31 protein-coding genes and 1 riboswitch are annotated in these 26,524 nt (G+C 45.8%); of the genes, 24 read left to right on the top strand and 7 right to left on the bottom strand.

Features of this window, described 5'->3' with window-relative positions:
- Nucleotides 1–6 precede the first annotated feature (6 nt).
- Complete coding sequence (locus ACZ424_RS05850; protein WP_464904044.1) at nucleotides 7–669, bottom strand: ubiquinone/menaquinone biosynthesis methyltransferase; 663 nt, start codon at nucleotides 667–669, stop codon at nucleotides 7–9.
- A gap of 65 nt (nucleotides 670–734) precedes the next feature.
- Between ACZ424_RS05850 and ACZ424_RS05845 the strand changes: the two genes are divergently transcribed.
- The 8 genes from ACZ424_RS05845 (at nucleotide 735) to ACZ424_RS05810 (ending at nucleotide 8,850) form a co-directional block, all read left to right on the top strand.
- The gene (locus ACZ424_RS05845; protein WP_464904043.1) at nucleotides 735–2,705 is read left to right on the top strand and encodes a hydantoinase/oxoprolinase family protein; all 1,971 of its coding nucleotides are present in this window, start codon (nucleotides 735–737) and stop codon (nucleotides 2,703–2,705) included.
- Nucleotides 2,698–4,239, top strand: a complete 1,542-nt coding sequence (locus tag ACZ424_RS05840; protein ID WP_464904042.1) for a hydantoinase B/oxoprolinase family protein — start codon at nucleotides 2,698–2,700, stop codon at nucleotides 4,237–4,239. Before ACZ424_RS05845 ends, ACZ424_RS05840 begins: the two co-directional genes overlap by 8 nt.
- Nucleotides 4,240–4,594: 355 nt before the next feature.
- Nucleotides 4,595–5,332: a 30S ribosomal protein S2 gene (gene rpsB / locus ACZ424_RS05835; RefSeq protein WP_464905218.1), complete on the top strand. Its 738-nt coding sequence runs from the start codon at nucleotides 4,595–4,597 to the stop codon at nucleotides 5,330–5,332.
- 15 nt (nucleotides 5,333–5,347) lie between these two features.
- Nucleotides 5,348–5,944 (top strand): translation elongation factor Ts, encoded by a 597-nt coding sequence (tsf, locus tag ACZ424_RS05830; protein ID WP_464904041.1) that lies wholly within the window; start codon nucleotides 5,348–5,350, stop codon nucleotides 5,942–5,944.
- A 61-nt stretch (nucleotides 5,945–6,005) separates the two neighbouring features.
- Nucleotides 6,006–6,728, top strand: coding sequence for a UMP kinase (gene pyrH / locus ACZ424_RS05825; protein WP_464904040.1), 723 nt, complete (start codon nucleotides 6,006–6,008; stop codon nucleotides 6,726–6,728).
- Entirely contained in the window at nucleotides 6,725–7,282 is a 558-nt protein-coding gene (gene frr, locus ACZ424_RS05820; RefSeq protein ID WP_464904039.1) for a ribosome recycling factor, read from the top strand. The genes pyrH and frr overlap by 4 nt, the downstream gene beginning before the upstream one ends.
- A 13-nt stretch (nucleotides 7,283–7,295) precedes the next feature.
- Nucleotides 7,296–7,472 carry an ATP-binding protein gene (locus ACZ424_RS05815; RefSeq protein WP_464904038.1) on the top strand — a complete coding sequence of 59 codons (177 nt, stop codon included), beginning with the start codon at nucleotides 7,296–7,298 and terminating at the stop codon, nucleotides 7,470–7,472.
- 49 nt (nucleotides 7,473–7,521) lie between these two features.
- Entirely contained in the window at nucleotides 7,522–8,850 is a 1,329-nt protein-coding gene (locus ACZ424_RS05810; protein ID WP_464904037.1) for an HD-GYP domain-containing protein, read from the top strand.
- On the opposite strand, the gene pyrF is transcribed toward ACZ424_RS05810, so the two are convergent.
- The 3 genes from pyrF to ACZ424_RS05795 are packed head-to-tail and all read right to left on the bottom strand — an operon-like array spanning nucleotide 8,792 to nucleotide 12,024.
- On the bottom strand, nucleotides 8,792–9,505 hold the full coding sequence (pyrF, locus tag ACZ424_RS05805; RefSeq protein ID WP_464904036.1) for an orotidine-5'-phosphate decarboxylase: 714 nt from the start codon (nucleotides 9,503–9,505) through the stop codon (nucleotides 8,792–8,794). The two genes, ACZ424_RS05810 and pyrF, sit on opposite strands and share 59 nt — an antisense overlap.
- Nucleotide 9,506: 1 nt before the next feature.
- The gene (locus tag ACZ424_RS05800; RefSeq protein WP_464904035.1) at nucleotides 9,507–10,793 is read right to left on the bottom strand and encodes a homoserine dehydrogenase; all 1,287 of its coding nucleotides are present in this window, start codon (nucleotides 10,791–10,793) and stop codon (nucleotides 9,507–9,509) included.
- 13 nt (nucleotides 10,794–10,806) lie between these two features.
- Nucleotides 10,807–12,024 carry an aminotransferase class I/II-fold pyridoxal phosphate-dependent enzyme gene (locus ACZ424_RS05795; protein ID WP_464904034.1) on the bottom strand — a complete coding sequence of 406 codons (1,218 nt, stop codon included), beginning with the start codon at nucleotides 12,022–12,024 and terminating at the stop codon, nucleotides 10,807–10,809.
- A 47-nt stretch (nucleotides 12,025–12,071) separates the two neighbouring features.
- Nucleotides 12,072–12,257: riboswitch (cobalamin riboswitch) on the top strand.
- Between the two features lie 31 nt (nucleotides 12,258–12,288).
- On the opposite strand from ACZ424_RS05795, the gene ACZ424_RS05790 reads away from it, so the two are divergent.
- The 6 genes from ACZ424_RS05790 to ACZ424_RS05765 are packed head-to-tail and all read left to right on the top strand — an operon-like array spanning nucleotide 12,289 to nucleotide 18,245.
- Nucleotides 12,289–13,044, top strand: a complete 756-nt coding sequence (locus ACZ424_RS05790; protein WP_464904033.1) for an ABC transporter substrate-binding protein — start codon at nucleotides 12,289–12,291, stop codon at nucleotides 13,042–13,044.
- The gene (locus ACZ424_RS05785; protein ID WP_464904032.1) at nucleotides 13,032–13,934 is read left to right on the top strand and encodes a FecCD family ABC transporter permease; all 903 of its coding nucleotides are present in this window, start codon (nucleotides 13,032–13,034) and stop codon (nucleotides 13,932–13,934) included. Before ACZ424_RS05790 ends, ACZ424_RS05785 begins: the two co-directional genes overlap by 13 nt.
- A complete protein-coding gene (locus tag ACZ424_RS05780; protein ID WP_464904031.1) occupies nucleotides 13,921–14,628 on the top strand; it encodes an ABC transporter ATP-binding protein in 708 nt (235 codons plus the stop codon). The genes ACZ424_RS05785 and ACZ424_RS05780 overlap by 14 nt, the downstream gene beginning before the upstream one ends.
- 3 nt (nucleotides 14,629–14,631) lie before the next feature.
- On the top strand, nucleotides 14,632–16,464 hold the full coding sequence (locus ACZ424_RS05775; RefSeq protein ID WP_464904030.1) for a TonB-dependent receptor plug domain-containing protein: 1,833 nt from the start codon (nucleotides 14,632–14,634) through the stop codon (nucleotides 16,462–16,464).
- A 34-nt stretch (nucleotides 16,465–16,498) separates the two neighbouring features.
- Complete coding sequence (locus tag ACZ424_RS05770; protein WP_464904029.1) at nucleotides 16,499–17,290, top strand: NAD(P)H-binding protein; 792 nt, start codon at nucleotides 16,499–16,501, stop codon at nucleotides 17,288–17,290.
- On the top strand, nucleotides 17,274–18,245 hold the full coding sequence (locus ACZ424_RS05765; RefSeq protein WP_464904028.1) for an HpcH/HpaI aldolase/citrate lyase family protein: 972 nt from the start codon (nucleotides 17,274–17,276) through the stop codon (nucleotides 18,243–18,245). Before ACZ424_RS05770 ends, ACZ424_RS05765 begins: the two co-directional genes overlap by 17 nt.
- On the opposite strand, the gene ACZ424_RS05760 is transcribed toward ACZ424_RS05765, so the two are convergent.
- Nucleotides 18,217–19,131, bottom strand: a complete 915-nt coding sequence (locus ACZ424_RS05760) for a selenium metabolism-associated LysR family transcriptional regulator (RefSeq protein ID WP_464904027.1) — start codon at nucleotides 19,129–19,131, stop codon at nucleotides 18,217–18,219. The genes ACZ424_RS05765 and ACZ424_RS05760 overlap by 29 nt on opposite strands.
- Before the next feature lie 3 nt (nucleotides 19,132–19,134).
- A complete protein-coding gene (locus tag ACZ424_RS05755) occupies nucleotides 19,135–19,458 on the bottom strand; it encodes a hypothetical protein (protein WP_464904026.1) in 324 nt (107 codons plus the stop codon).
- A gap of 443 nt (nucleotides 19,459–19,901) precedes the next feature.
- On the opposite strand from ACZ424_RS05755, the gene ACZ424_RS05750 reads away from it, so the two are divergent.
- The 5 genes from ACZ424_RS05750 to ACZ424_RS05730 are packed head-to-tail and all read left to right on the top strand — an operon-like array spanning nucleotide 19,902 to nucleotide 22,006.
- Entirely contained in the window at nucleotides 19,902–20,108 is a 207-nt protein-coding gene (locus ACZ424_RS05750; RefSeq protein WP_464904025.1) for a ubiquitin family protein, read from the top strand.
- A 2-nt stretch (nucleotides 20,109–20,110) separates the two neighbouring features.
- Nucleotides 20,111–20,527, top strand: coding sequence for a Holliday junction resolvase RuvX (gene ruvX, locus ACZ424_RS05745; RefSeq protein WP_464904024.1), 417 nt, complete (start codon nucleotides 20,111–20,113; stop codon nucleotides 20,525–20,527).
- A complete protein-coding gene (gene rimM, locus ACZ424_RS05740; RefSeq protein ID WP_464904023.1) occupies nucleotides 20,524–21,096 on the top strand; it encodes a ribosome maturation factor RimM in 573 nt (190 codons plus the stop codon). The genes ruvX and rimM overlap by 4 nt, the downstream gene beginning before the upstream one ends.
- The gene (gene trmD, locus ACZ424_RS05735; RefSeq protein WP_464904022.1) at nucleotides 21,096–21,872 is read left to right on the top strand and encodes a tRNA (guanosine(37)-N1)-methyltransferase TrmD; all 777 of its coding nucleotides are present in this window, start codon (nucleotides 21,096–21,098) and stop codon (nucleotides 21,870–21,872) included. The genes rimM and trmD overlap by 1 nt, the downstream gene beginning before the upstream one ends.
- Nucleotides 21,873–21,877: 5 nt before the next feature.
- Nucleotides 21,878–22,006, top strand: coding sequence for a nucleotidyltransferase domain-containing protein (locus tag ACZ424_RS05730; protein ID WP_464905217.1), 129 nt, complete (start codon nucleotides 21,878–21,880; stop codon nucleotides 22,004–22,006).
- A gap of 32 nt (nucleotides 22,007–22,038) precedes the next feature.
- Here ACZ424_RS05730 and ACZ424_RS05725 read toward each other — a convergent pair whose 3' ends face one another.
- Nucleotides 22,039–22,233 carry an FmdB family zinc ribbon protein gene (locus ACZ424_RS05725; RefSeq protein WP_464904021.1) on the bottom strand — a complete coding sequence of 65 codons (195 nt, stop codon included), beginning with the start codon at nucleotides 22,231–22,233 and terminating at the stop codon, nucleotides 22,039–22,041.
- 97 nt (nucleotides 22,234–22,330) lie between these two features.
- On the opposite strand from ACZ424_RS05725, the gene ACZ424_RS05720 reads away from it, so the two are divergent.
- The 5 genes from ACZ424_RS05720 to ACZ424_RS05700 all read left to right on the top strand — a co-directional run bounded on the left by ACZ424_RS05720 (nucleotide 22,331) and on the right by ACZ424_RS05700 (nucleotide 26,480).
- Complete coding sequence (locus tag ACZ424_RS05720; protein ID WP_464904020.1) at nucleotides 22,331–22,480, top strand: hypothetical protein; 150 nt, start codon at nucleotides 22,331–22,333, stop codon at nucleotides 22,478–22,480.
- The gene (pheA, locus tag ACZ424_RS05715) at nucleotides 22,434–23,510 is read left to right on the top strand and encodes a prephenate dehydratase (protein WP_464904019.1); all 1,077 of its coding nucleotides are present in this window, start codon (nucleotides 22,434–22,436) and stop codon (nucleotides 23,508–23,510) included. The genes ACZ424_RS05720 and pheA overlap by 47 nt, the downstream gene beginning before the upstream one ends.
- 3 nt (nucleotides 23,511–23,513) lie before the next feature.
- The gene (gene hisB / locus ACZ424_RS05710; RefSeq protein WP_464904018.1) at nucleotides 23,514–24,098 is read left to right on the top strand and encodes an imidazoleglycerol-phosphate dehydratase HisB; all 585 of its coding nucleotides are present in this window, start codon (nucleotides 23,514–23,516) and stop codon (nucleotides 24,096–24,098) included.
- Between the two features lie 64 nt (nucleotides 24,099–24,162).
- Entirely contained in the window at nucleotides 24,163–25,953 is a 1,791-nt protein-coding gene (locus tag ACZ424_RS05705) for a thiamine pyrophosphate-dependent enzyme (RefSeq protein ID WP_464904017.1), read from the top strand.
- Nucleotides 25,950–26,480: a 2-oxoacid:acceptor oxidoreductase family protein gene (locus ACZ424_RS05700; protein ID WP_464904016.1), complete on the top strand. Its 531-nt coding sequence runs from the start codon at nucleotides 25,950–25,952 to the stop codon at nucleotides 26,478–26,480. Before ACZ424_RS05705 ends, ACZ424_RS05700 begins: the two co-directional genes overlap by 4 nt.
- Nucleotides 26,481–26,524: the final 44 nt, after the last annotated feature.

Genomic DNA, 26,524 nt, shown 5'->3' with positions numbered 1-26,524 from the left:
ATACGATTATCCTTTCAGCGTGTAAATCGTAGCCATTCCAAAAAGTAGCGGTCTGTAGCTACCGCCTTTAAAACCGACGCTTTTTGCAATCTCTAAGAGCTCCTCGTAGTGTGGAAAGTTGGCTATGGTCTCGTAGAGGTGTTTTGTAACGTCAGCCTTAGACCTGAGTTTTCCAAGGGGTAGCATCACCCTTTTTAGGAACTGGAGAAATAAGAACCTCAGGGCAAAGTTTTTGGGAATTGAAACCTCTAAGATTCTAACCTCTCCACCCTCTCTTAAAACTCGTCTGATTTCTCTGAGTCCTCCTTCAGGGTCTTCAAAGTGTCTGAGAGCAAGGGAAACAGTAACCGTATCAAAGGTTTTATCCGGAAACGGTGTATTAAGGGCGTCTCCTCTGACCAAATAGAGCTCCGGGTACTTCCTCTTGGCAACTTCAAGCATCGGTAGTGAGTAGTCAAGACCTACAACGATTTCTGCCCTCTTTAAAAGGAGAGCTCCCACATCTCCAGTTCCACAGGCAAGGTCTAAAACCCTTTCCGGTTTCTCTAAACCTTTAACTAGTTCCCTCTGCCACCTTGGGATAATTCCTAAGGAGAGAAACCTTGAGATTGAGTCATACTTGTGGGCAATCTTGTCAAATATCTCAACTCCGACGGGCTTTCTCTCCAAAATAACGACCTCCCAAGGGTTTGAATAACTATTTTAGAATAAGTCAAAACAAACCGGAGAGAGAAATGGTTGTTGTAGGAGTTGATACAGGAGGAACATTTACAGATTTCATATACCTTAAGGATGGAAAGTGGCAGGTCTTAAAAGTTCTCTCAACTCCCAAAAACCCGGCTGAGGCCGTTTTAAAGGGGCTTTCCCAGATTGGAGGAGAGAGGAGGAGGATAACCCATGGAACGACAGTTGCCACAAACGCAGTTTTAGAGAGGAAAGGGGCAAGAACCTCGTTCATAACGAACAGAGGATTTGAAGACCTTTTAGAGATAGGAAGGCAGAACAGGGAGGAGCTCTACTCCTTCAAGGTAAAGAAGGTGAAGCACCTTGTTCCGAGGGAGCTCTCCTTTGGCCTCTCCTGTAGGCTTAACTCAAAGGGAAAGCACGTTGAAACACTGAAAGAGAGAGAGGTTGATGAGTTAGTTGAGAAGTTAAAGGAGCTAAAGGTTGAGTCCGTTGCCGTCTCGTTTCTCTTCTCTTTCTTAAACCCTGCTGACGAACTAAAGGTTAAAGAGAGGCTTGAAAAAGAAGGATTCTTTGTTTCGGTTTCTTCTGAGATTGTTCCAGAGTTTAGAGAATATGAGAGGGCTTCAACAACGGTCGTCAACGCCTTTGTTATGCCGAAAGTTAAGGGATACGTTGATTACTTGGTGAAGAACCTGAAAGAGGGAGACACACTGAGGATTATGCAGTCAAACGGAGGGGTTATCTCTCCGGAAACTGCATCTAAAGAGCCGGTTAGAACCGTCCTTTCTGGGCCTTCAGGAGGGGTCATAGGGGCGTGGAAGGTCGGAAAGTTAGCCGGCTTTGAGAAGCTCATAACCTTTGACATGGGGGGAACGTCAACGGACGTCTCCCTGATAGACGGAAGGCCTAAGCTCTCAGTTGACTCAAAAATTTCAGGCCTACCTGTAAAGGTTCCGGTTATTGAGATTCATACTGTCGGAGCAGGGGGAGGCTCGATAGCCTGGGTTGACAGTGGCGGAGCTCTTCAGGTAGGCCCGGAGAGTTCGGGAGCCGACCCGGGACCTATATGCTACGGCAGAGGGGAGAGGATAACCGTTACAGACGCAAACCTCTTCTTAGGCCGCTTAGACCCCGACCACTTCTTAGGGGGGAAGATGAAAATCTACCCCGAGAGGCTAACTCCCTACTTTAAGGAGATGGCAAAGAGGTTAGGAATAACTCCTTTAGAGCTTGCAGAGGGAATTTTAGAGGTGGCCAACACGAAGATGGCAAAGGCTTTAAGGGTCATATCTGTTGAAAAAGGTTACGCCCCGGAGGAGTTTACCCTTGTTTCGTTTGGAGGTGCCGGGGGAATGCACGCAGCTTACCTTGCGAGGGAGCTCTCTATCCCCAGAGTTCTCGTTCCGAAGAACCCCGGAATACTCTCAGCCCTTGGAATGGTTCTATCAGACGTCGTTAAAGACTACTCTAAGACCGTTATGCTTACAGAAAGAGAGGCAACTAAGGAGAACTTGGAAGAACACTTCAGGGAGCTTGAGGAGAGAGCTCTAAAGGAGATGGAAGGTGAGGAGTTTACAGGAGAGGTTGTCTTAGAAAGGCAGGTTGACGTTAGGTACAAGGGGCAGTCCTTTGAGTTGACGGTTCCATATTCAGAAGGTTTTAAGGAGAGCTTTGAGGAGCTCCACGAGAAAGTTTACGGCTACAGGCACAACAGGGAAGTTGAGGTAGTTAACGTAAGGGTCAGGGCTGTTGGAACGGCCGAAAAACCTACAATTGAGCCTGTGGCTGCCTGTGGAGAGGGTTTCCCGGAGGGAGCTCTCTTGAAGTGTAAAAAGGTCTACTTTGACGGGGAATGGGTAGAAACTCCGGTTTTAGACAGGGAGAAACTCCTTCCCAGCCACTCCTTCAGAGGGCCTGCCCTTATAGTTGAGTACAGCTCAACCATCGTAGTTCCACCCTTTGCCACCGTGAAGGTTGACAGCTACGGAAACCTGCTCTTAGAGGTAGAAAATGGTTAACCCGATAAAGCTTGAGGTTATAAAGAATGCCCTAATCTCGGTTGCAGAGGAGATGGGAGCTGTTCTCCAGAGGACGGCCTTCTCTCCCAACATAAAAGAGAGGAGAGATTTTTCCTGTGCAATATTTGACCGCCACGGCCGTATGATTGCCCAGGCTGCACACATTCCCGTTCACCTCGGCTCAATGCCGATGTCTGTTAGGAGTGTTATTGAAAGGGTAAATCTGAAAGAGGGAGATATGGCCGTCGTTAATGACCCCTTTAGAGGTGGGACACACCTTCCAGACATAACGGTGGTTGCTCCGGTCTACTACGAAGGGAAGCTCCTCTTTTACGTTGCAAACAGAGCCCACCACTCAGACGTCGGAGGTATAACTCCGGGCTCAATGCCCCTCTCTACGAGCCTCTTTCAGGAAGGGTTGGTAATACCTCCTGTTAAGTGCGTTGAGAAAGGTAAGGTTTTAAAAGACTTTCTGAACCTTTTAAAGGCAAACACCAGAACCCCTGAGGAGAGGGAAGGAGACTTTAAAGCCCAAATAATGGCAAACAGGGTGGGGATAAAGAGATTGGAGGAGCTTCTTAAGAAATACTCTCCTGAAGTTTTAGAAGCCTACTCAGAAGCCCTCCTTGACTACTCTGAGAGAATGATGAGAAAGGTAATTTCTGAAATCCCGGACGGAGTTTACCCCTTCGGGGACTTCTTAGACGACGACGGAGCAGGAAACAGGAACGTTAGAATAAGGGTAGTTCTTACGGTGGAAGGCGATAAAGCTCTCGTTGACTTCTCCCCTTCAAGCCCTCAGGTGAGGGGCTGTTTAAACGCAGTAAGGTCAATTGTGGTTTCATCTACTCTCTACGTTTTCAGGTGTTTAGCAGAGGAGAACATTCCAACGAACGAGGGAATACTCAGGCCTATAAAGGTGATAACGAAACCTGGAACGGTGGTTGACGCAGAGTTCCCGGCAGCAGTCTCCGGCGGAAACGTTGAAACGTCTCAGAGGATTACGGACGTCCTCCTTGGAGCTCTCTCTAAGGCCGTCCCAGAAAAGATTCCAGCTGCATCTCAGGGAACTATGAACAACTTGAGTTTTGGAAACGACAGTTTCACATACTACGAAACCGTTGGAGGTGGGGCAGGAGCAGGAAAAGGATTTAACGGTGAAAGTGCCGTTCAGACTCACATGACGAACACCCTAAATACTCCCGTTGAAGCCCTTGAGTTCCAGTTTCCAGTAATGGTTACGGAGTACTCAGTAAGGGAGAACTCAGGAGGAGAGGGAAAGTGGAGAGGAGGAGACGGAATTGTCAGGGAGCTCCTCTTCTTAGAGGAGGTTTACGTTACCGTAGTTTCTGAAAGGAGAACCCACAACCCTTACGGCCTTCAGGGAGGAAAACCCGGAAAGAGAGGAATGAACGTTCTGATTAAACCGACAGGTGAGGAGGTGGAGCTCCCTGCAAAGTTTACAAGGCGCTTCCACCCTGGAGAGAAGTTGAGAATTGAAACCCCCGGAGGCGGCGGTTGGGGAAAAATTTAAGATAGGCTGCCCCGAACTTATGCCCGTGGAGGTTGCTACTGCACCCTGTGAAGTGGGAAGCCCCTTAGTAAGGGAGGAAGTCACCAAATTCTTGAGGTTTCTTTTCTTTTTCAAATAGGATATATTTCCCGTTGAAAACTCACCGGCCAGACTCCGGAAGGGGTGCCCTTTTGGGTTCTTCCGGAGGGTGAAGGCTCGGGAGGAAAAACCTAAACAGGAGGTAGGTATGTCTGAGGAGATGAAAGAGCAGCAGCCTCAGGTAAACCAAGAGGCTCAAGAAGTTCAGCAGGAACAGACTCAAGAGGTTCAGGAGCAGGAAGCCTTCAAGCCCAGGCCTCCAGGCCAAAGGGTAACGATGAAGGAGCTCCTTGAGGCTGGCGTCCACTTCGGCCACCAGAAGGAGCGCTGGAACCCGAAGATGAAGAAGTTCATCTTCACAGAGCGTAACGGCATCCACATCATTGACCTTCAGCAGACCATCAAATACTTTGAGGAGGCCTACGACTACATCGCAGACCTCGTTGCAAACGGCGGAAAAGTCCTCTTCGTCTGCACGAAGAAGCAGGGTCAGGACATTGTAGAGGAAGAGGCAAAGCGCTGCGGAATGTTCTACGTTAACAAGAGGTGGCTCGGCGGAACCCTGACAAACTTCCAAACGATCAGGAAGTCTGTTTACAAGTTAAAGATGCTCAAAAAAATGGAAGAGGAAGGCGTTTTAGAGCAGCTTCCGAAGAAAGAGGCCGTTAAGCTTCGCAGGAAAAAGGAGAAGCTTGAGAAGTACATCGGCGGTATTGAGAACATGAACCGCCTACCGGACGCCCTCTTTATCGTTGACATCGTTAGGGAGGAGAACGCCGTTAGAGAGGCAAGGAAGGCAGGAGTTCCGATCGTCGCCCTGGTTGACACAAACGCAGACCCAGACCTCGTTGACTACCCGATCCCTGCAAACGACGACGCCATCAGAGCTATCAAACTTCTCACCTCAAGGATTGCAGATGCTGTCCTTGAAGGAAAGATGAGGAGAGACGCAATTAAGCTTGCAGAGGGAGAGGAAGCAGCCGAAGAAGAGCTTGACTTCCTTCCAGAAGAGTAAGAAGGAGGAGGAGAAATGGCTGAGATAACGACTCAGATGATAAAGGAGCTCCGTGAGAAAACCGGAGCCGGAATCGTTGACTGTAAGAAAGCCCTTCAGGAGGCCGGAGGAGACATAGAGAAGGCCGTAGAGATACTTAGGAAGAAGGGAGCAGCTAAAGCTGCAAAGAAGGCTGAGAGGGCAACTGCTGAAGGAATCGTAGTCTCTTACATCCACGCAGGTGGAAAGGTGGGAGCTTTAGTTGAGCTCAACTGTGAGACGGACTTCGTTGCAAGGACTGAAGACTTTAAGCAGCTAGGCCACGAGATAGCTATGCAGGTTGCTGCAATGGCTCCTGAGTATGTAAGTAGGGAGGAAGTTCCTGCTGAAGCAGTTGAGAAGGAAAAAGAAATTCTGAAGCAGCAAGCTCTTGCAGAAGGGAAGCCTGAGCACATCGTTGAGAAGATAGTAGAAGGAAGGCTTGCTAAGTTCTTCTCTGAAAAGTGTCTCCTTGAGCAACCCTGGATCAAAGACGACAGCAAGACAATTCAAGAACTTCTCACAGACTACATCACAAAGCTCGGTGAGAACATTAAGGTTAAGCGTTTCTGCCGCTTTGAAGTAGGTAAGTAACCTTTAGGGGGCTCCTGCCCCCTTTTCGTATAATTTTCTAACTCCTTTAAAGAAGGTAAAGATGGGGTTCAAGTATAAGCGCATTCTTCTAAAGCTAAGTGGAGAAGCACTCCAGGGGAATAAACCCTACGGAATTGACCCTGAGTTCCTCCGAAGGCTCGCCCAGGAGATTAAGAAAGTTGTGGACCTTGGAGTTCAAGTTGCCATTGTTATTGGTGGTGGAAACATCTTCAGGGGAGTCTCCGGAGCTACTCAGGGAATGGACAGGGCTACTGCAGACTACATGGGTATGCTTGCAACTGTGATAAACGCCCTTGCACTCCAAGACGCCCTTGAAAAAGAAGGTCTCCATACGAGAGTTCTAACTGCGATAGAGATGAGAGAAATTGCAGAGCCCTACATAAGGAGGAGGGCAATAAGACACCTTGAGAAGGGAAGGGTGGTTATATTTGGAGCCGGAACTGGAAATCCGTTCTTTACCACCGACACAGCTGCTGCTTTAAGGGCTGCTGAGATAAACGCCGACGTTCTTCTCAAAGCTACGAAAGTTGACGGAATCTATACGGCAGACCCGATGAAAGACCAGAATGCCAAGAAACTTGACAAGCTCTCGTATAAGGAAGTAATTACAAATGGTATAAAGGTTATGGACTCTGCCGCCGTTTCCCTGTGTATGGAGAACAACATTCCAATTGTTGTTTTTGACGTCAGAAAACCGGGAAACTTGGAGAAGGTTGTAAAAGGAGAGACAGTAGGATCACTGGTTGAAGGAGAGGGGCTATGATTAACGAGCTGCTGAAAGATGCAGAAAAGAGGATGAAAAAGGCCGTTGAAGTTCTAAAGGGAGAGTTTGCAGGTTTAAGGACTGGGAGAGCTTCTACCGTTTTAGTTGAGGACATAAAGGTTGATTACTACGGCTCCATAATGACGATAAAGCAGATCGCTCAGATCTCTGTTCCCGAGGCTAACCAGATCGTAATCCAGCCTTGGGACGCCTCCGTGGTTCCCAACGTTGAGAAGGCCGTAAGGGAGTCAGATTTAGGAGTTCAGCCTCAGAGGGACGGTAACATCATTAGAATTATCCTTCCGCCGTTAACGGAGGAGAGAAGGAAGGAGCTTGTTAAGAAGGCCGGAAAGTTGGCCGAACAGGCGAGAATTGCAATTAGAAATATTCGTCACGAGATAATGAAAGAGCTTGACAAACTGAAGAAAGAAGGCGGATATTCGGAGGATGACATTAAAAGGGCTAAAGACGAACTCCAGAAAATTACAGATAGATTCGTGAAAGAGGTGGACAACCTCCTCTCTAAGAAAGAGGAGGAAATCCTTACTATCTAAGGAGGTGAGAACTATGGCTCACAAGATTGACCCTGAACTCTGCATTGGCTGTGGCGCATGTGCATCTGTATGTCCAACAAACGCCATCAGCCCAACTGACGACGGAAAATACTACATCAACCCGGACGACTGTATTGACTGTGGTGCATGCGTAGAGGTCTGCCCAACAGATGCAATCTCTGCCGAGTAACTAAGAAGAGGGGGCTTTTGCCCCCATTTAAATTTTAGGGAGAGGGAGATTGTTATTAAACCTTCTTAAAATTAACGATCTCATAATATCTGCTACTAACCTTCACGCAGCTGTTGATTCTTTCCTTAGAGACCATAACTATAGAGTTGCCTTTATAGCGGTAAGTATTGGAAGTAAACTTACATATTCCGTAAGTTTTTTAAGAAACCTTCTTTTAGCTGGTCTTTTCCACGATGTAGGGATTCTACTCTTCAGAGAGAAAAATCAAACGTACCTCTTAAAGAGTGAAACTGCTGAAAACCTGAACGTTCACCTTCATGCTTTTATAGGTTACAAACTCTTAAAGGACTACCCATCCTTTGCAAAGGTTGCAAAGATAATAAGGGATCATCACAGAACATATAAGGAGTTTTTAGAAAATCCTAAGGAAATTACCTTTTCTTCTCAAATTATTTATCTTTCAGACAGAATAGATGTGTTTATGAACACCCAGCTTGAAAAAGGAGTTGATTTATTTAAGGCTGTTGAACTCTTAAAAGAAAAGCTCCTTAAACTAAAAGGTTCTGTGTTTCATCCAAAACTTGTTGATCTGTTTTTACACTTCTTCTTACCTGTAGAAACCTTCTGGTTTGAGCTTTACTTAGAACCAAGCTACTTTAAAGATTCCATTGCGAATTGGTTAAAAAAATTTAGCTTTGCGATAAGCTACAAAGAGTTCCTAAAAATTATAAACCTCTTTGGTTATATCATAGACTTCAAAAGCCCTTTTACAGCAACCCACTCTTCAGGAGTTGCCCAAACTGCCGTTCAACTGGCTTCCTACTTTCAGTTCAGTCCCGCTGAGCTTAGAAAGATGAGAATTGCAGGCTTTCTTCACGATATAGGAAAGCTCTTTATTCCAAAGGCAATCCTTGAAAAGGAAGGTAAACTTACAGAAGCTGAGTTCAACACTATAAAAACACACGTCTACTACACCTACAAGATTCTATCTGAGTTTATTGATGACGGAGAAATAGTTAAGTGGGCCGCCTACCACCATGAGAGGCTTAATGGAAAGGGATATCCCTTTAAGTTAAAAGCTAACCAAATTCCTTTAGGTTCAAGAATAATGGCTGTAGCAGACATCTTTACTGCCCTGACAGAATCCAGACCTTACAAGAAGGCTATGTCCTCTGAAGACGCTTTGAAGCTAATAGTCCAGTTAGCAGAGAAGGGGGAGGTTGACAGGAAAGTTGTAAATGTCCTTAGCGTTCATCTAAAGACTATTAATAAAGGAAGACTGATTTCTCAAGAGAAAGCTCTAAAAGTTTACCAATCCCTTAGAAACGTTGTTTCTGACTTTGAATCTCTTTCAGAACGGCCTCAGCAGCTTTCTTAGGCTCTTCTGCCTGAGTTATCGGCCTTCCAATTACCATGTAGTCAGCTCCAAGTTTCACGGCATCTTTTGGAGTTACAACCCTTTTCTGGTCGTTCCTTACAGCCCAAGTCGGTCTTATCCCCGGAGTAACTGTTATAAAGTCTTCTCCGAGGTTTTCCTTTATGAGGCGAACCTCTTTGGCCGAGCAGACGACTCCGTCTAACCCAGCTTTTTTTGAGAGCTCTGCCAGTCTTAAAACTTCTTCCTTAACGGTACTGTTAATTCCGACGCTTTTTAGGTCGCTTTCGTCCATACTTGTTAGAACTGTCACTGCTATAAGTAGAGGTCTTTTAGCTCCAAGTTTTTCTGAGTATTCCCTGTTAAACTCTGCAACCTGTTTGAGGAACTCGTATCCTCCCAAAGCGTGGACGTTGAACATCCAGACTCCCCCCTCTACTGCCACCCTTGCAGCAGATTTAACGGTGTTTGGAATATCGTGGTATTTGAGGTCTAAAAAGACTTTCTTCCCTCTTTCTGAAATCTTTTTTACAACCTCTATTCCGCACCTTGAGAAGAGCTCCAGTCCAACCTTGTAGTGGTTTATTGTATCTCCTAACAGGTCAACTAAGTTTAGAGCTCTCTCGCAGCTGTCAAAGTCTAAGGCTACTATTACCATCTTAGAGCTCCTCAATCATACAGATGAACGTCGGCTTTACTATAACGTCAAGGTTGTCAATCTCGGCAACTGCCCTGTCTATCTGCTCCTTTTTGGCAGGGTGGGTTGTCATAACTATCGGGACTCCACCCTCAAAGTCAACGTTCTTCTGGAGGGCGCTCTTTATGCTGATCTTCTCCCTTCCCAGTATTTCAGCTATTTTGGCAAGAACTCCGGGTCTGTCAAGGGCTGTAAACCTCAAGTAAAAACTTGAGGTAAACTGGTTTTGAGGTTTAAGTGGGAGCTCCCCTTCTCCTCCTAAAAGGCACTTGGGAACGTCAAACTTGTTTCCGAGGGCAAGGTCAACGATGTCGCTAACAACGGCACTTGCAGTTGGTCTCCTTCCGGCTCCATTACCGTAGTAGAGTGTATCCCCAACGAAGTCCCCCTCTATCAGACAAGCGTTAAATACTCCGTTAACGCTTGAGAGGATGTTCTCCTCAGGAATCATAGCAGGGTGAACCCTTACCTCCAACTCTCCGTCTGTGAATTTAGCTATTGCAAGGAGCTTGACTGAATAGCCAAACTCCTCCTGGGCTACTTCTATATCAAAGGGAGTTAACTCTCTTATTCCCTTAACGAAAACGTTTTCCGTCTTAACCCAGCGGCAGTAGGCAAGGCTTGAGAGGATTGCAATCTTGTGGGCTGCGTCAAACCCGTCAACGTCTAACGTTGGGTCTGCCTCGGCAAACCCAAGTTCCTGAGCCTTCCTTAGAGCTGTTTCAAAGTCAACTCCCCTCTGGCTCATCTCTGTTAGAACGTAGTTTGCAGTTCCGTTTATTATTCCGTATATGGCCTCTATCCTGTTTCCAACGAGCCCTTCCCTTAAAGCCTTAATTACAGGAATCCCTCCGCCAACGCTTGCCTCAAACTTGAGAGAAACTCCGTTTTCTTTCGCCAACAAGAAGAGCTCCCTTCCGTAGTCTGCAAGGAGTGCCTTATTTGCAGTAACTACGTGCCGTTTCCTTTTTAGAGCTCCCTCAACTACCCTCTTTGCAATCCCGGTTCCTCCTATCAGCTCAACGACTGCATCGCAGGGAACTTCAAGGGCTTTTAGGCCGTTGTCGTAAATCTTTTCCTCAGGAACTCCGAGCCCTTTCACTTTTTTTGTATCTCTATCTGCAACGAACGCTATCTCAACGGGTTTCCCTACTCTTTTTTCAATTATCTCGGCGTTTTTAAGAAGGAGCTCTACAACTCCCCCTCCAACCGTTCCGCAGCCGATAATACCGACCTTAAAACTCTCCACAGCCTCCTCCGGCTTAAATCTTGATGTTCCTCAGGCCATACTTCTCAAATGCCCTCTTTATTCCCCTAACGGCCTGTTTTATCCTTAGCTCGTTCTCAACTAAGGCAAACCTTACGTATTTATCTCCATATTCTCCGAAACCGACTCCCGGAGAGACGGCAACTTTACCATCTAATAGGAGCATCTTTGAGAACTCTAGTGAGCCCATAGACTGGAACTTCTCAGGAATCTTTGCCCAGACGAACATCGTTGCCTTGGGCTTCTCAACCTGCCAGCCTATCCTATTTAACCCTTCAACTAACGTGTTCCTTCTGCTCTCGTAGATTTTCCTATACTCCTTAACACAAGACTGGTCACCTTTTAGGGCTATAATTGCAGCTATCTGGATAGGCTGGAACATTCCGTAGTCTAAGTAGCTCTTCATCCTGTAGAGGGCGTGGATTACCTCCTTATTTCCGGCGGCAAAGCCGACCCTCCAGCCGGCCATTGAGTAGGTTTTAGATAAGGAGTAAAACTCAACGGCTACCTCTTTGGCTCCCTTAACCTGAAGGATACTTGGAGGGATGTAACCGTCAAAGGCAATCTCTGCGTAGGCAAGGTCTTGAATTACTATCAAGTTATTTTCCTTAGCAAAGTCAACCACCTTCTCAAAGAACGGAAGGTCAACGGTTGCAGTCGTCGGGTTATGGGGAAAGTTAAGGATTAAGACCTTTGGTCTCGGCCAGCTTTCCTTGTAAGCTTTTACTATAGATTCAAAGAAGGCTTCCGGGTCAAAGCCCTCTTCTGTAAGGATCGGAACGCTCCGGACGTCTCCTCCGGCAATGATAATTGAGTAAGGGTGTATCGGGTAAGCAGGAGTTGGAACGATTGCAACGTCTCCGGGGTTAATAAGGGTAAGTGCAAGGTGGGCAAGTCCTTCCTTTGAACCTATCGTTGTGATTACTTCAGTTTCCGGGTCTAAGGCAACGTTATACTTCCTTTTGTACCAAAGGGCTAACGCTTCCCTCAGCTTGAAAAGACCCTTTGTCTGAGAATACCTATGGTTTTTAGGGTTTTGGGCCGCCTCACAGAGCTTGTCAACTATGTGCTGAGGTGTAGGAAGGTCTGGATTTCCCATTCCGAGGTCAACAATGTCTTCCCCGGCTCTCCTTAACTTCATCTTCAGGTCGTTTACTACAGCAAAAACGTAAGGAGGAAGCCTGTCTATCCTTGCAAACTGAAACTGTGGCATTTCTTAACTCCTGCTTGTAAGTAAGACTAAATTATACAGCCCTTCTGTTAAAATTTGGCTGCACGGGTGAACGGGAAGTCCGGTGAAAGTCCGGCGCTGTCCCCGCAACCGTAAGCAGGGAAAAACCGAGGCCTTTGCCACTGGGGTAGAAAGGTTAACAGCCGCTACCCCGGGAAGGCACTGGCCTAACTAACCCTGCGAGCCGGGAGACCGGCCCGTGCGAAAAACCGACTGCCCTGCGGGGGTTCGGGGCAGGGAGGTGAAGTGAAAAGGGTATTTCTTTGTCTTTTGGCGTTTTTTCTGTTTACCTTGAACAGTTTTGGATTTGACAGAGTTGTTTCCCTCTCTCCGGCACTTACGGACATTGTTGCCTACGTTGGAGCAGGAAATAAGCTAATCGGTGTAACTGTTTTCTGTTCCGGAAAGGTCTGTAAAGGTAAGGAGAGAGTAGGGGGAATCGTAAATCCGAATTTAGAGAAGATATACAGTCTCCACCCTGACTTAATTATCGCTACAACGATGACTCCCAAGAGAGATATTGAAGCCTTAAAGCGTTTAGGGTTAAACGTTTTGGTTTTTAGGCTCGTTTCCCTTGAGGATGTAATTAGTGCTACCGGGAGGTTGGGGGAGCTCCTCGGAGGTGATGAGAAAAAGGGGAGGGAGCTCTTAAGAAGAATAAAAGAGAGAGTTCTCCCCCTCTCCTGGTGTTTAAAGGAAAAGCGCGTTCTGATTGTCATTTCTCTAAAACCCTTATACGTTGCCGGAAAAGAGAGCTACTTAGGTGAAATTTTCTCTTTGGCCGGGGCTCAGGTTGTTCCAGATACGAGCTTTTCTGCTCTGTCTTACGAGTCTTTAGAGGATTTAAACTTAGACCTCGTTATTCTCATCAGCACAGGCAGCTCTCCATTTTTAAAGGGTTTTCACGCCGTTAAGCTCAGGCCTTCAGACAACTTACTCCACCCCAGCCCAAGGGTTTTAGAAGGTATTGGGGAGCTCCGGAGGGCAGTTTGCGGAAAGTAACTCTTTTTATGTTAACGGTTCTTCCGCCCGTTCTTTTTCTTTTTTGGGGCTTCCCTTCAAAAAAACTTGTCCTGTTTTTAAGGCTTCCAGAGCTCTTTCTCTCCTTTGGTTTTGGAGGTTCTTTAGCCGTTGCCGGAGGAGTTTTTCAGGGAGCTCTCAAGAACCCTTTGGCAGAACCCTATACCCTCGGAACCGCTGCAGGAGCAGCTTTAGGAGCAGCCCTATCTTCTGTTTTCGGGTTTCCCCTTGAAGGGGGAGCTCTCTTTGGTGGTTTGTTTTCCGTTCTCCTTATAGTTCTCGCCTTTAGGCTTTTTAGCGACCCCCTTTCTGTTCTCCTCTTCGGAGTAGGCTTAACGGCTTTCTTCTCGGCATTGATTCTCTTCCTATACGCTCTCTTTCCCGTTTATACCCTTCAAGAGGCTCTTCTTTTTACCCTCGGCTACATTTCGCCGGTTGAAGTTACAACGGCCGTTTTTCTGTTCCTCATCTCCCTTATCTTCCTTCTTTTCATTACTATTCGCTCAAGAGCCCTTGACCTTATCTCTTTGGGGGATGAAACCGCCTTCTTTTCAGGCGTTGACCCGAGAAGGGAAAGGTTCCTTTTACTCATTCTCTCCTCTCTGCCGCTTTCACTGTTTGTTGCCTACTGCGGGATTATTGGATTTATTGGAATAGTTGTTCCCCACGCTGTTAGGTTTTTAGGATACAGACAGGGAAAACAGCTTCTTCCCCTCTCCTTTGCCGTTGGAGGAGGGAGTTTAACCCTCTCACACTTAATAGCTAAAGTTCTCCTATACCCTACCGTTCTCCCTGCCGGAGTTGTTACAGCTCTTCTCGGCGTTCCCCTTTTCCTCTACATTTTGTGGAGGTATACCGGTGGTAGAGCTTAGGGAACTATCCTTTAGAGTTCTAAAAAACGTTTCGTTTTCGGTTGAAACGGGAAGAGTTGTTGGAGTTGTTGGGAAAAACGGCGCAGGTAAAACCACCCTTCTTAAGTCTTTGGGAGGTTTTTACCCATACTCAGGAAGCGTGAAGGTTAACGGAGTAGAGGTAAGGGAGCTCCCCCCTTCAGAGAGAGTTAAAACCGTCAACTATCTTCCTCAGGATTTTTACCATCCCTTTCCTTTTACTGTTTATGAGTTTTTAAAGACTACAACTGGGAAAGACGGCAAAAGAATAGATAGAGTCCTAAATAAGCTTGGAATCTTTAGGTTTAAAAATCGGCTGCTTAACTCTTTAAGCGGAGGAGAGAAGGTAAAAGTTCACATCTCAAGGCTCATTTTGATAGATCCGGAAGTTTTCCTTTTAGACGAGCCAGTTGCCTATTTAGACGTTTCTGTTTCCCCGTTTATTGAGAGTTTGGTTAAGGAGCTCTCTGAAAGAGGCAAAACTGTTTTCATTACGTCACACGACCTCAACTTCCTTTACAGCCTCTGCGACTCATTTGTCGGTTTAAAGAACGGAGAGCTCTCCTTCTTTGGAGGGAAAGAGGAGCTCGTTAAAAATGGAAGGAAAGTCTTTGGAGTTGAGCTGAAACGAATCAGCTGTAACGGAGAGACTTTTATAAAAACCGCAAGGAGGTGAAAGGTGAGGAAAGCTTTGCTCTTAACTACTATTTTTGCTCTCTCTCTGCCTGCTTTTTCTCAAGAACCCGAAGTAACAGTTACTGCAACCCGTGTAGAAGTTCCGGTAGAGAACGTCGGAGACGACGTTGACATCATTACCCACCAGCAGATAGAGGAAATGGGATTTACTTCAATTACAGACGTCCTTAAGTACGTAGCTGGGCTTCACTTCTACTCAAACGGCGGCTGGGGAAAGCAGTCAAACGTCTTTATTCAAGGACTTAACGGAAGATACGTTTTAGTTCTCCTTAACGGTGTTCCCGTAAACGACCCATCAACTCCAAGTGGCAAGGCAAACTTTGAGTGGATAGACCTAAACAACGTGGAAAGAATAGAGGTTCTGAAAGGTTCTCAGAGCTCCCTCTACGGCTCTGAAGCTATAGCAGGAGTTATAAACATTATAACTAAAGCTCCTGAGAAGAACCTGTTTAGCCTTAACCTTGAAGGGGGCAAGTATAAAACTTTCAAGGAAAACCTGTATGGAGCTCTCTCCCTCAAAAATGGATTTTTAAGCATCTCAGCCGAGAACTTCAAAACAAACGGCTTTAGTTCTACAAATGAAAAGTCCGGAAACTATACCTACAACCCGGATAACGACCCATTTCATTACACTACAGGAATGGTCTCATTTGGATACTTCCCTTCAGAAAAAGTAAAGCTCTACGGAGACTTTTTGGCAAAAGGAGGGTATACAGACTACGACGCTGGAAACTACCCGGTAAGAACAGACTACGATAGGCTCTTTGCAGACGTTAGGGGAGACATTCTATCCTCAGATAGCCTCTCCTGGCACTTCGTCCTCGGAAACAACAGGGAGAGGAGGGATGATACGTTTGGTTTCTACAACGGCATAACCCGTTATGTTTCAGTTTCTCCAACCTTCTACCTGAACGACTCTACCTTCCTGAAAGGAGGTCTTTCCTACAGGTATGAAAAAGCCAAAGTAAACTCTTATCCGAACGTTGACAACAAAAGCCAGTTTCTTCGTTCAGCTTTCCTTGAAGGGTATACGGAGTTTAAAAACTTAGCCTTCTCTTTAGCCGGAAGGTTTGACGACCACAGCAGGTTCGGAAACCACGGAACCTATAAAGCTTCACTTGCATACAGGATAGACCGAACAGGAACAGTTTTGAAGGGACAGTATGGAACAGGATTTAAAGCTCCGACTCTATCAGAGCTCTACGGTTACTATTCCTCTTTTTACGGAACGACTAAAGGTAACCCAGACCTTGACCCGGAAAAGTCGGAAGGTTGGGACTTAACTTTAAGTCAGAAACTACCAGAAGTTAAAGGGAAACTCTCAGTTACTTACTTTAAGAACAGGTTGTGGAACAGGATTCATACAGTGAGGAATGGATCTACTACAACCTACACGAACACAGGAAGGTTAATTACAGAGGGAGCAGAAGTTAAGGCGGAAGTATCTCCGTTAAACTGGCTGACTCTGTATGGAACTTACACCCACACAAACGTTGTAGGAAAAGAGCAGGATAAAATTAGAATTCCTGAAGACAGCTCTACCTTTGGCTTTAGAGTTAAGTATGGAAAAATCATGTTTAATGGCTGGGCTGAGCACTACAGCTCAAGGAAAGACTACGACTACTCTTCTTGGCCTGCCAAGTTGGTTACTCTTTCTTCATTTACGACCTATAACTGTTACGTTTCTTATTCCCTTAACGAGAGAGTTAAACTCTACGTAAAAGGAGTTAACCTTACAGACAAAGACTACGAGCTTGTCTACGGGTACAACACGATGGGCAGAGCTCTCTTCGCAGGAACGAACTTCTCCTTCTAACGCTCGGGGCTTCTTGCCCCGTTATAATTTTTATATGGGAAATAGAGTTTTAGTTGCCGGAGCTTCCGGTTTTATCGGTTCAAACGTTGTGAAAGTCCTTATTGGCAAGGGATACAAACCTATTTTAACCGCAAGAAACCTTGAAAAACTTAAAAACCTCTTTCCTCAGCTACCTGCCTTTTTGGTTTCTGAAGTTAAAAAGGCCTTCTCTTTAAAGCCCTTTGCCGTTGTAAACTCTGTCGGAATCTTAAAAGAGGAAGGCTCAAGTTACGAAGAAGTTCACGTTGAGTTTACTAAAAAACTGGTAGAGCTCTCAAAGAGAGCCGGAGTTAAGAAGTTTATCCAGATCTCCGCCCTTGGAGTTTCACCAAATGAGAGGAGCCGATACTTTAAGACCAAGTGGGAAGCAGAGGAAATCGTCAGGAAAAGCGGTATTTCCCACGCAATTTTAAGACCTTCAATTGTTTTAGGAGAGGGGCAGAAACTCTACAGCGACTTGAAGGAGCTCTCTAAGTTCTTGCCGATTCTTGGAGCTCCCTGCATGAAAGTCCAGCCTGTCAGGATAGAGAAGGTAGTTGAAACCGTTTTAAGGGCAGTTGAGTGTTCAGTTCAGGGAACGGTAGAGCTCTGCGGAAACGAAGTTGTTACAATGGCAGAGCTCTTTAGGAAGGTTTTAAAAGAGCTGGGAATAAACAGACCTGTAGTTGAAGTCCCAAAGTTCCTACTGTTCCCTCTTGCCCTTTTAAACCTTGGAGGGCTTGACCTTGAACAGTATAGAATGATTAAGGACAACATCTGCGGAGGGAAAAGTGGAGGAGCTCTTTAACATTGCTGAAGCCGTTTTGGAAGGAAAGGAGAGCATAGATAAATTAAAAGAGTTCCCGGAGAAGAAACCTGAAAGGAAAAAGGTAGAAAATCCCTTTAAAAGGTCTGCACTGATTGTTTCGGGAGACAGGGTTAAACACCTGAGAAAGGTTTTTATGAGGCCTGCCGACGTTATCATCTTCAACGTTGAAGATGGAGTAGCAGACAGTAGAAAGCCATTTGCAAGGCTGTTAATCAGGAAACTTCTCTTAAACACAGAGCTTGACGGTTCAAAAGAGGTTGTAATCAGAATTAACCCGATAGATTCTCCACACTTTTACGACGACATAACGGAGCTCCTTCCAGCGGTTCCCCACGCAGTTCGCCTCAGTAAGGTTCGCTCCTCTGTGGAGGTTGCGGCTTTAGACAAAATTATCTCTGCTTTTGAGCTCTCAAAGGGTTTAGAAAAAGGCTTTATAAAAATTCAACTCTCGGTAGAAACTCCACAGGCGGTTGAGGGTTTGTCTGAAATTCTTTCGGTTTCAGAAAGGATTAACGCCGTTTACCTCGGAATTCTTGACCTTTTTGCAGAGCTCTCCCTTCCTCAGAAGTACCAGTCTGAAAAGCTGGGGAAGTTTGTAAGGAGCTCCTTCGTCTTTACGTCAAGAGCCCACGGAGTTTACCCGATAGCTCCAGCCTACCAAGACTACAAGGATCTTGAAGGTTTTGAAAGGGAAGCCCAGTTAGAGAAGGAGATGGGGTTTGCAGGGAAAATGTGCATATCTGTAAGTCAGGTTGAAGTTTCAAACAGGGTTTTTTCCCCTTCCCAAGAAGAGGTTGAGGAGGCCAGGAATATAGTAGAGCTCTATGAAAAGGCTCATTTAGAGGGAAAGGGGGGGATTACCTACAACGGCAAGTTTATAGACCAGCCGATATACCGGGATGCCCTCAACATCCTCCATTTTTCCCGTTATTAAACAGTTTGTCAAGCTTATCCCACAGAGTCCTTACTGCCGGAAGTGGAGTTATATCCTTTCTCCTTACGGCAAAAAAACACCTCTTTATGGATAAACCTTCAACCTTTAGGATTTTCAGTTTTCCGCAGCTAACCTCGTCCTTTACTGAGTATTTGGAGACCAAACCGTAGCCGGCTCCTTTCTTTACCGCTTCTTTAATTGCCGTGTTGCTTCCCAAGTATGCAACAATGTTTAAACTTCTCGGGTCAATTCCCGCTTTTTTAAGCTCTTCTTCAATAGTTCTTCTGGTTCCCGAGTCTGCCTCTCTAAATATTAGGGGAAGTTTGGGGAGCTCTGTTAGCTTTACAGAGTTCTCCCTGTGGTAAGGTGGGGCTATTAAGACGATCTCATCATCGTGAACCTTCTTTGCCTCAAGTTTAGAGTCTCTTACTTCAACACCTACAAATCCTATGTCAAATGAAGGAAGCTGCTCTTTCAGAATTCCTATAACCTTGTTTGAGTCAAATATCTCAACAGTAAAAGTAACTTCAGGGAAAAGATCTCTGAGTTTCCTTAGGATGTGGGGTATTAGGTAATCTCCTGGAATGTTGCTGGCAGCTATGTTTACAGTTCCGATGTAGGGTTTTTTGTCTAAAGAGAGGAGCTCCGCTAAAGCTTCCTCTCTCTTCTTGAGAATTTCAACTGCGTGTCTGTAGAGAATTTTTGCCTCTGTCGTTGGAATTACTCTCCTTCCAACCCTGTCAAAGAGTTTTTTCCCTAAAATGTCTTCAAGGTGCTGAATGTGCGTGCTAACAGTAGGTTGGGAAAGACCCAACTGCTGTGCAGCTTTAGAAAAACTCTGATTTTCAAATACCCTTGCAAAAACTTCAAGCTGTTTAATGTCCATCAGTTACTCTAACCCTAAGATTTTTAAAACTACGTCAACGGTTACAAAGAAGAGAACGCCAGACATGATTATTGAAATCATTGCGCCGAATCCCCATACGATTGGAGAGAGCTTGAGGCTCTTAATGTACCTTACGTAGTATAGGAAAGTTATAAGTGAGAAGATTGCTGCAAGGCCGATTTTAAGCCCGAAGAAATCTTTAAGGTTTAGGACCTTAGAGAAGATGCCTAAAGGTAGGAGTGAAAACATTGTCATCATATAAAGCCCAACGATCGTAGCTCCTATTCCAAGACCTTTTGCAAGGTCGTCGCTGAAGCTTCTGGCCATTTTTCACCTCCGTTAAATGTCTGAATTGATATTCTATCAACTTTTCACTGTTTTCATTCGTAAAGTTTGAGGGTGTTTGAAAACTGCCAAACCGAAGAAAAAAGCCTTTCATATCTGGTATGAGAGTAAAGAGTCTTAACTTAAAAAAGTTCTTAAACTCACAAAACGCTACATGCACCGGAGAGGACAGGCTCTAATTACATATTTATATCCCTTCAAATCCAAAAAGGGAAGACCCAAGAAATACCCTTTAATTGACTTTCCTTGAGGACTTATAGAAGGGATATTTGGAGAGATAAAACAGCTGTTGGTAGTTATGACTGGATTTTTCAAACAGCCTCTCTCTTTTAGATCTTGACCGTTCTAACAACTGTATAATCAAGAGACGGCGGGTCTCTCCAGTCGTCAAGGAACAGCTTCAACCCTTACCTCTGGAGGCTGTTGTGGGAAGAATTGTAGTCCTTATTGACGGAAAGGAGAAAGAGGTTGACTTTAAAGGAAAGAGAATAAGAGTTGACAAACTCCTTGAAACAATGGGTATATTCCCCGAAACTGCCGTTGTTGTGAAGGACGGGGAGCTCCTCTGCGACGACGAACTCTTAAGCGACGGAGACAGGGTAAAAGTTGTTGTAGCAACCTCAAAGGGTTAGAGATGAAGAGGGTAATGGCTTTAGACGTCGGGTTTAAGAAAATAGGGGTTGCCCTTTCAGACCCTTTAAGGCTAACGGCATCTCCCTACAGGGTTATTGAAAGGAAGAGCAACAGGGAGACTTTTGGAGAGCTCCTCTCAATTATTAGAGAAAAGTCGGTTTCAGAGGTAGTTGTCGGAATTCCCATAAACAGCGAAGGCCAGAAGACAAAAATCGGACGGAAGATAGAGAAGTTCGTTGAGAAGTTCAAGAAATTCCTTGAAGAAGAGGGAGTTAACGTTAAATTTCACACAGTAGACGAGTCCTACTCAACCCTTGAGGCAAGAGAAATCCTCTTCTCAACGGGGAAAAAGAGAGAGCTCGTTGACGACGTTGCAGCGGCGGTAATTTTAAGGGAATGGCTTGAGAGGGAGAGATGAGGAGGAAGAAGAGCGTTAAGGAAATTCTTGAAAGGAGGAAGAGAAGAGCCTTTGACCACAGCAACGAGGTTTTAATAGGAAAAGTCGTCGGAGTCCACGGAATAAAGGGAGAGTTAAAGGTTAAGTCTGAGTCTGACGTCTTTGAAAGGCAGATGGAGGTAACTCCTGAGGTTTCACTCTACAGGGGAACGAAACACGAACGTTTAGAGATTGAGGAGATTAAGCCCTACAAGGACATCTACCTGATAAAGTTCAAGGGGATTGAAGATAGGAGCTCCGCCGAGGAGAGGATAGGAGGGGAGCTCTTCATAAAGAAAGAAGAGCAGGTTCCGTTAGAGGAAGGGGAGTTTTACTACCACCAGCTTATGGGTCTAAAAGTGGTTGATGAGAGCGGAAGGGAGATTGGAGTTGTAGACTCAATCTTTGAACAGCCTGCAAGCCACATACTTGAGGTAAAAACTTTGTCAGGTAAAACGGTTCTCATTCCTTTCATTGACCAGTTCGTAAAAGAGATTGACCTAAACAGTGGAAAAATCGTCGTCTCACTCATAGAGGGGATGGAGGATTAGTGAGGATAGACATTCTTACAGTCCTTCCCGGCCTCTTTGAGTGCTTCTTAAGGGAAGGAATTATCGGAAAGGCGGTTTCCTCGAGAAAGGTTGACGTAAACGTCATCAACATAAGGGACTTTGCGACAGACAGACACAGGGTAGTTGACGACGTTCCCTACGGCGGAGGCCCCGGAATGGTCTTAAAGCCGGAGCCGATATTCAGGGCCTACGACCACTTAACGAAAGAGGGAGAGAAACCTTTTGTAATTCTAACCGAACCTTGGGGAGAGACATTCAACCAGGAGATGGCCTTAGAGTTCTCCAAGAAGAAACGCCTCATGATAATCTGCGGCCGATACGAAGGAGTTGACGAAAGAGTTAAAACAATTGTTGACAGAGAAGTTTCCATAGGGGACTACGTTTTAACAGGAGGGGAGCTCCCAGCAATGGTCATAATGGACGCAGTAATAAGGCTCCTTCCGGGGGTATTGGGAAACGAGGAGAGTTTAAGGGCAGACTCGTTTATGGACAGGGGACTTCTCGGCTACCCAAACTACACCCGCCCTGCAGAGTTCAGGGGAATGAAAGTTCCAGAAGTTCTCCTTTCAGGTCACCACAAAAAGATAGAGCTCTGGAGAAAAGAACAGAGCCTTAAGAAAACCCTACAGAGAAAACCGGAGCTGATTGAGAAGCTCAAGAGAGAGGGAAAGCTCTCAAAAGAGGAGCTTGAGATCTTGGAGAGAATAGAGAAAGAGGAACCCGGAGATGAAAACAAATCTTCACAGCTTAGTTAAAAGAGCTGGAAGATAAGTTTGGAGTAAAACACGTAAGTATTTTCGGTTCGTTTGTTAGAGAAGAACAGACAGAAGACAGCGACGTTGACATTTTGGTTTTCTTAATAGAGAAAATATTAAACATATTGAAATAAACTGTGGCGGGAAACTCCCGCCTTTAGATGCCTCAGCCAAAGGCTGTGCAGGAGCTTCCTGAAGAGGATGAAGAATCTCCTCCACCTATTGCACAGGCAGAAATCTTCTTGACCACTTTGTCACTTCCACACTTTGGACACTTAACCTGGTTTACCTGAGATGCAGATATGACAAACTTCTCAAACTCCTCTCCACACTCTGAGCACTTAAACTCGTAAATCGGCATTCTTGCCTCCTTTCTTTGGAATGCAGATGAAAATATAGGAACCTTTCCATCTTTTGAGTAATCCTTAAAGTATAATTTTGAGAACTTGGGAATTGCCATGGCAATTTACGTTTTAATCGTTATTGCCGTTTCTGTCTACGTTCTTTTCAGGGTTTTAAACAGAAACGATTGTGGAAACAGCTGTTCCTTAGAGGTAGAAGATGAAGAGTCTTTCGGAGCTGAGAGAGGAGATAGACAGAGTAGATAGGGAGCTCCTAACCCTCCTCAACAGGAGGGCAAAGCTTGCTCAGGAAGTTGGAGAGATCAAGAGGAAGAAGGGGCTTCCTTTTTACGTTCCCGGAAGGGAAGCAAAAATCCTTGCGAAACTTGAGGAGCTAAACCAGGGACCTCTTCCTCCTGAAAGTATTAGAGCAATCTTCAGGGAGATAATCTCTGCATGCAGGGCCCTTGAAGAGCCGACAAAGGTTGCCTTCTTAGGCCCTCAGGCGACGTTTACCCACTTGGCTGCACTGAAACACTTTGGAACTTCATCAGACTTAAGGCCAAAAGACTCAATAGACGAGGTCTTTGACGAGGTTGAAAAGGGGCGGGTAGATTACGGTGTCGTCCCAATAGAGAACTCCATTGAGGGAATCGTCAACTACACGATAGACATGTTCTTAGACACAGACCTTAAAATCAGCGGAGAGGTTTTCGTTCCCGTCAACCTCCACCTGATGAGTAAAGAGGGAGAACTCTCCTCCGTAAAAAAGGTTTTCTCCCACAGGCATGCCATTGCCCAGGCCAGGAAGTGGCTCTCTGAGAACCTTCCGAACACGGAAGTTGAAGAGGTTTCAAGCACGGCGAAGGCAGCAGAGATTGCAAGCAGAGAGCCTGGAACTGCTGCAATAGCAAGTGAAGCGGCTGCACTCCTCTACGACCTGAATATCCTTGCAAAAAACATTCAGGAGCTCTCCAAGAACTTCACCCGATTCCTGATAATCGGTAAGTCAGACTCTGAGTTTCCCTCCGGAAGGGACAAAACTTCAATTATGTTCAGCACGAGGCACGAGGCGGGAGCTCTCTTTAAAGCCCTCCAGCCTTTTGCAGTTTACGACGTTAACCTCTCTAAAATTGAGTCAAGACCGACGAAGAAGAAACCCTGGGAATACGTGTTTTTCGTTGACCTTGAAGGGCACAGGAAAGAAGAACGGGTGGCAAAAGCCCTCTCTGAGCTTGAAATGGGCTGTAGCTTCTTCAAAATCTTAGGCTCCTACCCGGCCGGATTCAAGGAGTGAGTTATGAGAGAGGCAGAGGTAAACAGGGAGACGAAAGAGACAAACGTTTACATCAGTCTAAACCTTGACGGAACAGGCTCCTATTCTGTAAAAACGGACGTTCCGTTTCTGACGCACATGTTGGAGCTCTTCTCAAAACACTCCCTCATAGACCTAAAAATCGTTGCAACCGGCGACGTTGACGTTGACCACCATCACCTGATTGAAGACGTTGGAATCGTTTTAGGAGAGGCAATAAAGAAAGCTTTAGGGGATAAGAGGGGAATAAACCGCTACGGCCACTTTACACTACCTATGGACGAAGCCCTTATTTCTGTAGCCTTAGACCTATCAGATAGGCCCTATTTCGTATACAACGGGTTTCCAGAGTTTACGAGCCTTATGGGAATTGAGTTTGACCTCTTTAGAGAGTTCTGGAAATCCTTTTCAAACTCTTTAAGGTGCAACCTCCACATAAACTGCTACTATGGGAAAAACCTCCACCACATGGCAGAAGGAACTTTTAAGTGTGTAGCCAGAGCCCTCAGAATGGCCATTGAGGTTGATCCGAGGGTTAAAGGAGTTCCTTCAACCAAGGGAGAGCTCTAACGTTTACACCGTTTTAAGATTTATCATATAAAATTTTTTTAATTCCCGACTTCTGGAGACAGATATGAAAAGGACTCTCCTCGGAAACGAAGCAATAGCTTGGGGATTACTATACGCCGGGGTAGACATGATGACAGCCTACCCGGGAACTCCCAGCTCTGAGATTCTTGAAACCTACCAGAAGATAATTAAAGAAAACAACCTTCCAGCATACGCAGAGTGGTCAACAAATGAAAAGGTAGCCTTTGAAACGGCCTACGCAGGGGCAATAACCCAAAAGAGAACCGCCTGCGGAATGAAGATGGTCGGACTAAACGTGGCTTCAGATGCCCTTATGAGTGCCGCCTACATAGGAAACAGAGGAGGATTTCTTATCATCTCTGCCGACGATCCGGGTTTTTACAGCTCTCAGACTGAACAGGACTCAAGATACTTTGCAAAATTTGCAAGGATTCCGGCTTTAGACCCTTCAGACCCTAAAGATGCCTTCAGGCTTGCAGTTTTAGGGGTTAACATCTCTGAGCAGTTTGAGATACCGGTTCTCCTAAGGCCGGTCTTGAGGGTCTGCCACGGAAGGCAGATTGTAGACGTTCCGGACTTTGAGTTTAAGGGAAGGAAGGGAAATTTTGAGAGGAACATAGAAAGGTGGGCTGCCGTTCCGAGAAGCCCGAGGCTAAAACAGGGCTACGAGCTACTTGAGAAGTTGGAGAGAATTGCAAGGTTTAACTGGGAAGAGTTCCTGAAAGACCAGTTTGAGAAACTTGAAGAGGGGGAGCTCATCATTTTAGCTTCAGGAACCCTCTACAGCTATGCACAGGAAGTTTTAGAGGATACAGGCCTAAAGGCAGACATTGTTAAGGTTGACATGCCGACTCCTCTGCCTGCCGATGAGATGGTTCCATACCTTAAGAGGTATAAAACGGTTTTAGTCCTTGAAGAGACCTACCCGCTGGTTGAGGAACAGATAAGGCACGCCGGAAACATAAGGGGAAAGCTGACTGGAGACGTCTACAGAGTTGACGAAGCTACCCACTCAAGGGTGGCAGAGGCTTTAAAGAGCGTTGGAGCCCTTAAAAAGAACATCTACGTTGGAAAGAATTACGAAGGGGAAGTTCCTCCAAGGATTCCGGCCCTATGCCCCGGCTGTCCCCACAGAACGGTCTTTTACGGAATAAAACGGGTATTTGGAAATAGGGCAATCTACCCTTCAGACATCGGCTGCTACACGTTAGGGCTTAACCAGAAAGCCGTTGATACAGTCCTCTGTATGGGAGCATCAGCAGGTCTTTCCTGCGGGTTCTCAAAAGCGGATACCGAAAAACCGATAGTTGCAACCATCGGAGACTCAACCTTCCTCCACGCAGGAATCCCTCCCCTCATAGATGCCGTAGCAAACAAACATAAGTTCATTCTTGTAATAATGGACAACAGCACAGTTGCTATGACAGGCCTTCAGCCAACACCTGAGAGAATTGGTAACGTAAGTATTCCAAAAATCGTTGAGGGCTGCGGGGTAAAACCGCTGATCCTTAACTACGACGGAACGATAAAGACGACTGTTAAGTTCTTTAAGAAGGTAAAAGAGACATACGAAAAGGCAAACGGCCCCGTTGTAGCCGTCGTAAACGAGTTCTGCACCTTTGATAAGGAAAAGGCCAAACTGCCTGGAAAGTTTGCAAAGGTTGACCAGGATAAGTGTACGGGCTGTGGCCACTGTATAAACGACTTCGGCTGCCCGGCATTTGAGTGGAACGACCAAGGCAAAGTTGAGGTTAATCCGTACTTCTGTGTAGGCTGCGGAGTGTGCCTTGAGGACTTGTGTCCCTTTGAGGCTTTTGTGGAGGATAAAAGATGAGGTATCAGTTAGTTCTAACAGGAGTCGGCGGACAAGGAACGATATTCTTGGTTAAAGTCCTCTCGCAGTGTGCCCTTAATAGGGGAGTTGACTTTATCGGAACTGAAACCCATGGAATGGCTCAGAAAGGCGGAACGGTTATCTCATACATAAAAATCGGAGACTTTAAAGCTCCCCTCGTAGGTGAGGGACAGGCAGACCTACTCTTAGGGCTCTACCCAACGGAGACGCTAAGATTTCTCTACTACTTAAAGCCCAACGGTTTCATCGTAACAAACGTTGAAGGGGAATTTCCGGAGCTCCCCCCGTTCAACGTCGTAAAAGCCCCGGCCTCTCAGCTTGCCGTTGAAGGGAAGATAAACCCTAAGTCTCTCAACGTATTTATGTTAGGGCTTACACTTAAGACCGTTCCTAACTTCCCATTTACAAAAGAGGAAATAGAGAGGGCAATAACGGAAGTTAACCCGCGGTTTGCAGATGCTAACCTTTCTGCCCTTGAGAAGGGATACTCCTACAAAAGCCAGTAGAAAAGGTAAACTGTTGAAACAAGAGAAACCAGAAATGTAAGGGC

It is taken from the genome of Thermovibrio ruber, from assembly GCF_055380895.1.
Note: the sequence above shows the minus strand (reverse complement) of the source record. Positions and strands in the feature narration are given on the sequence as shown.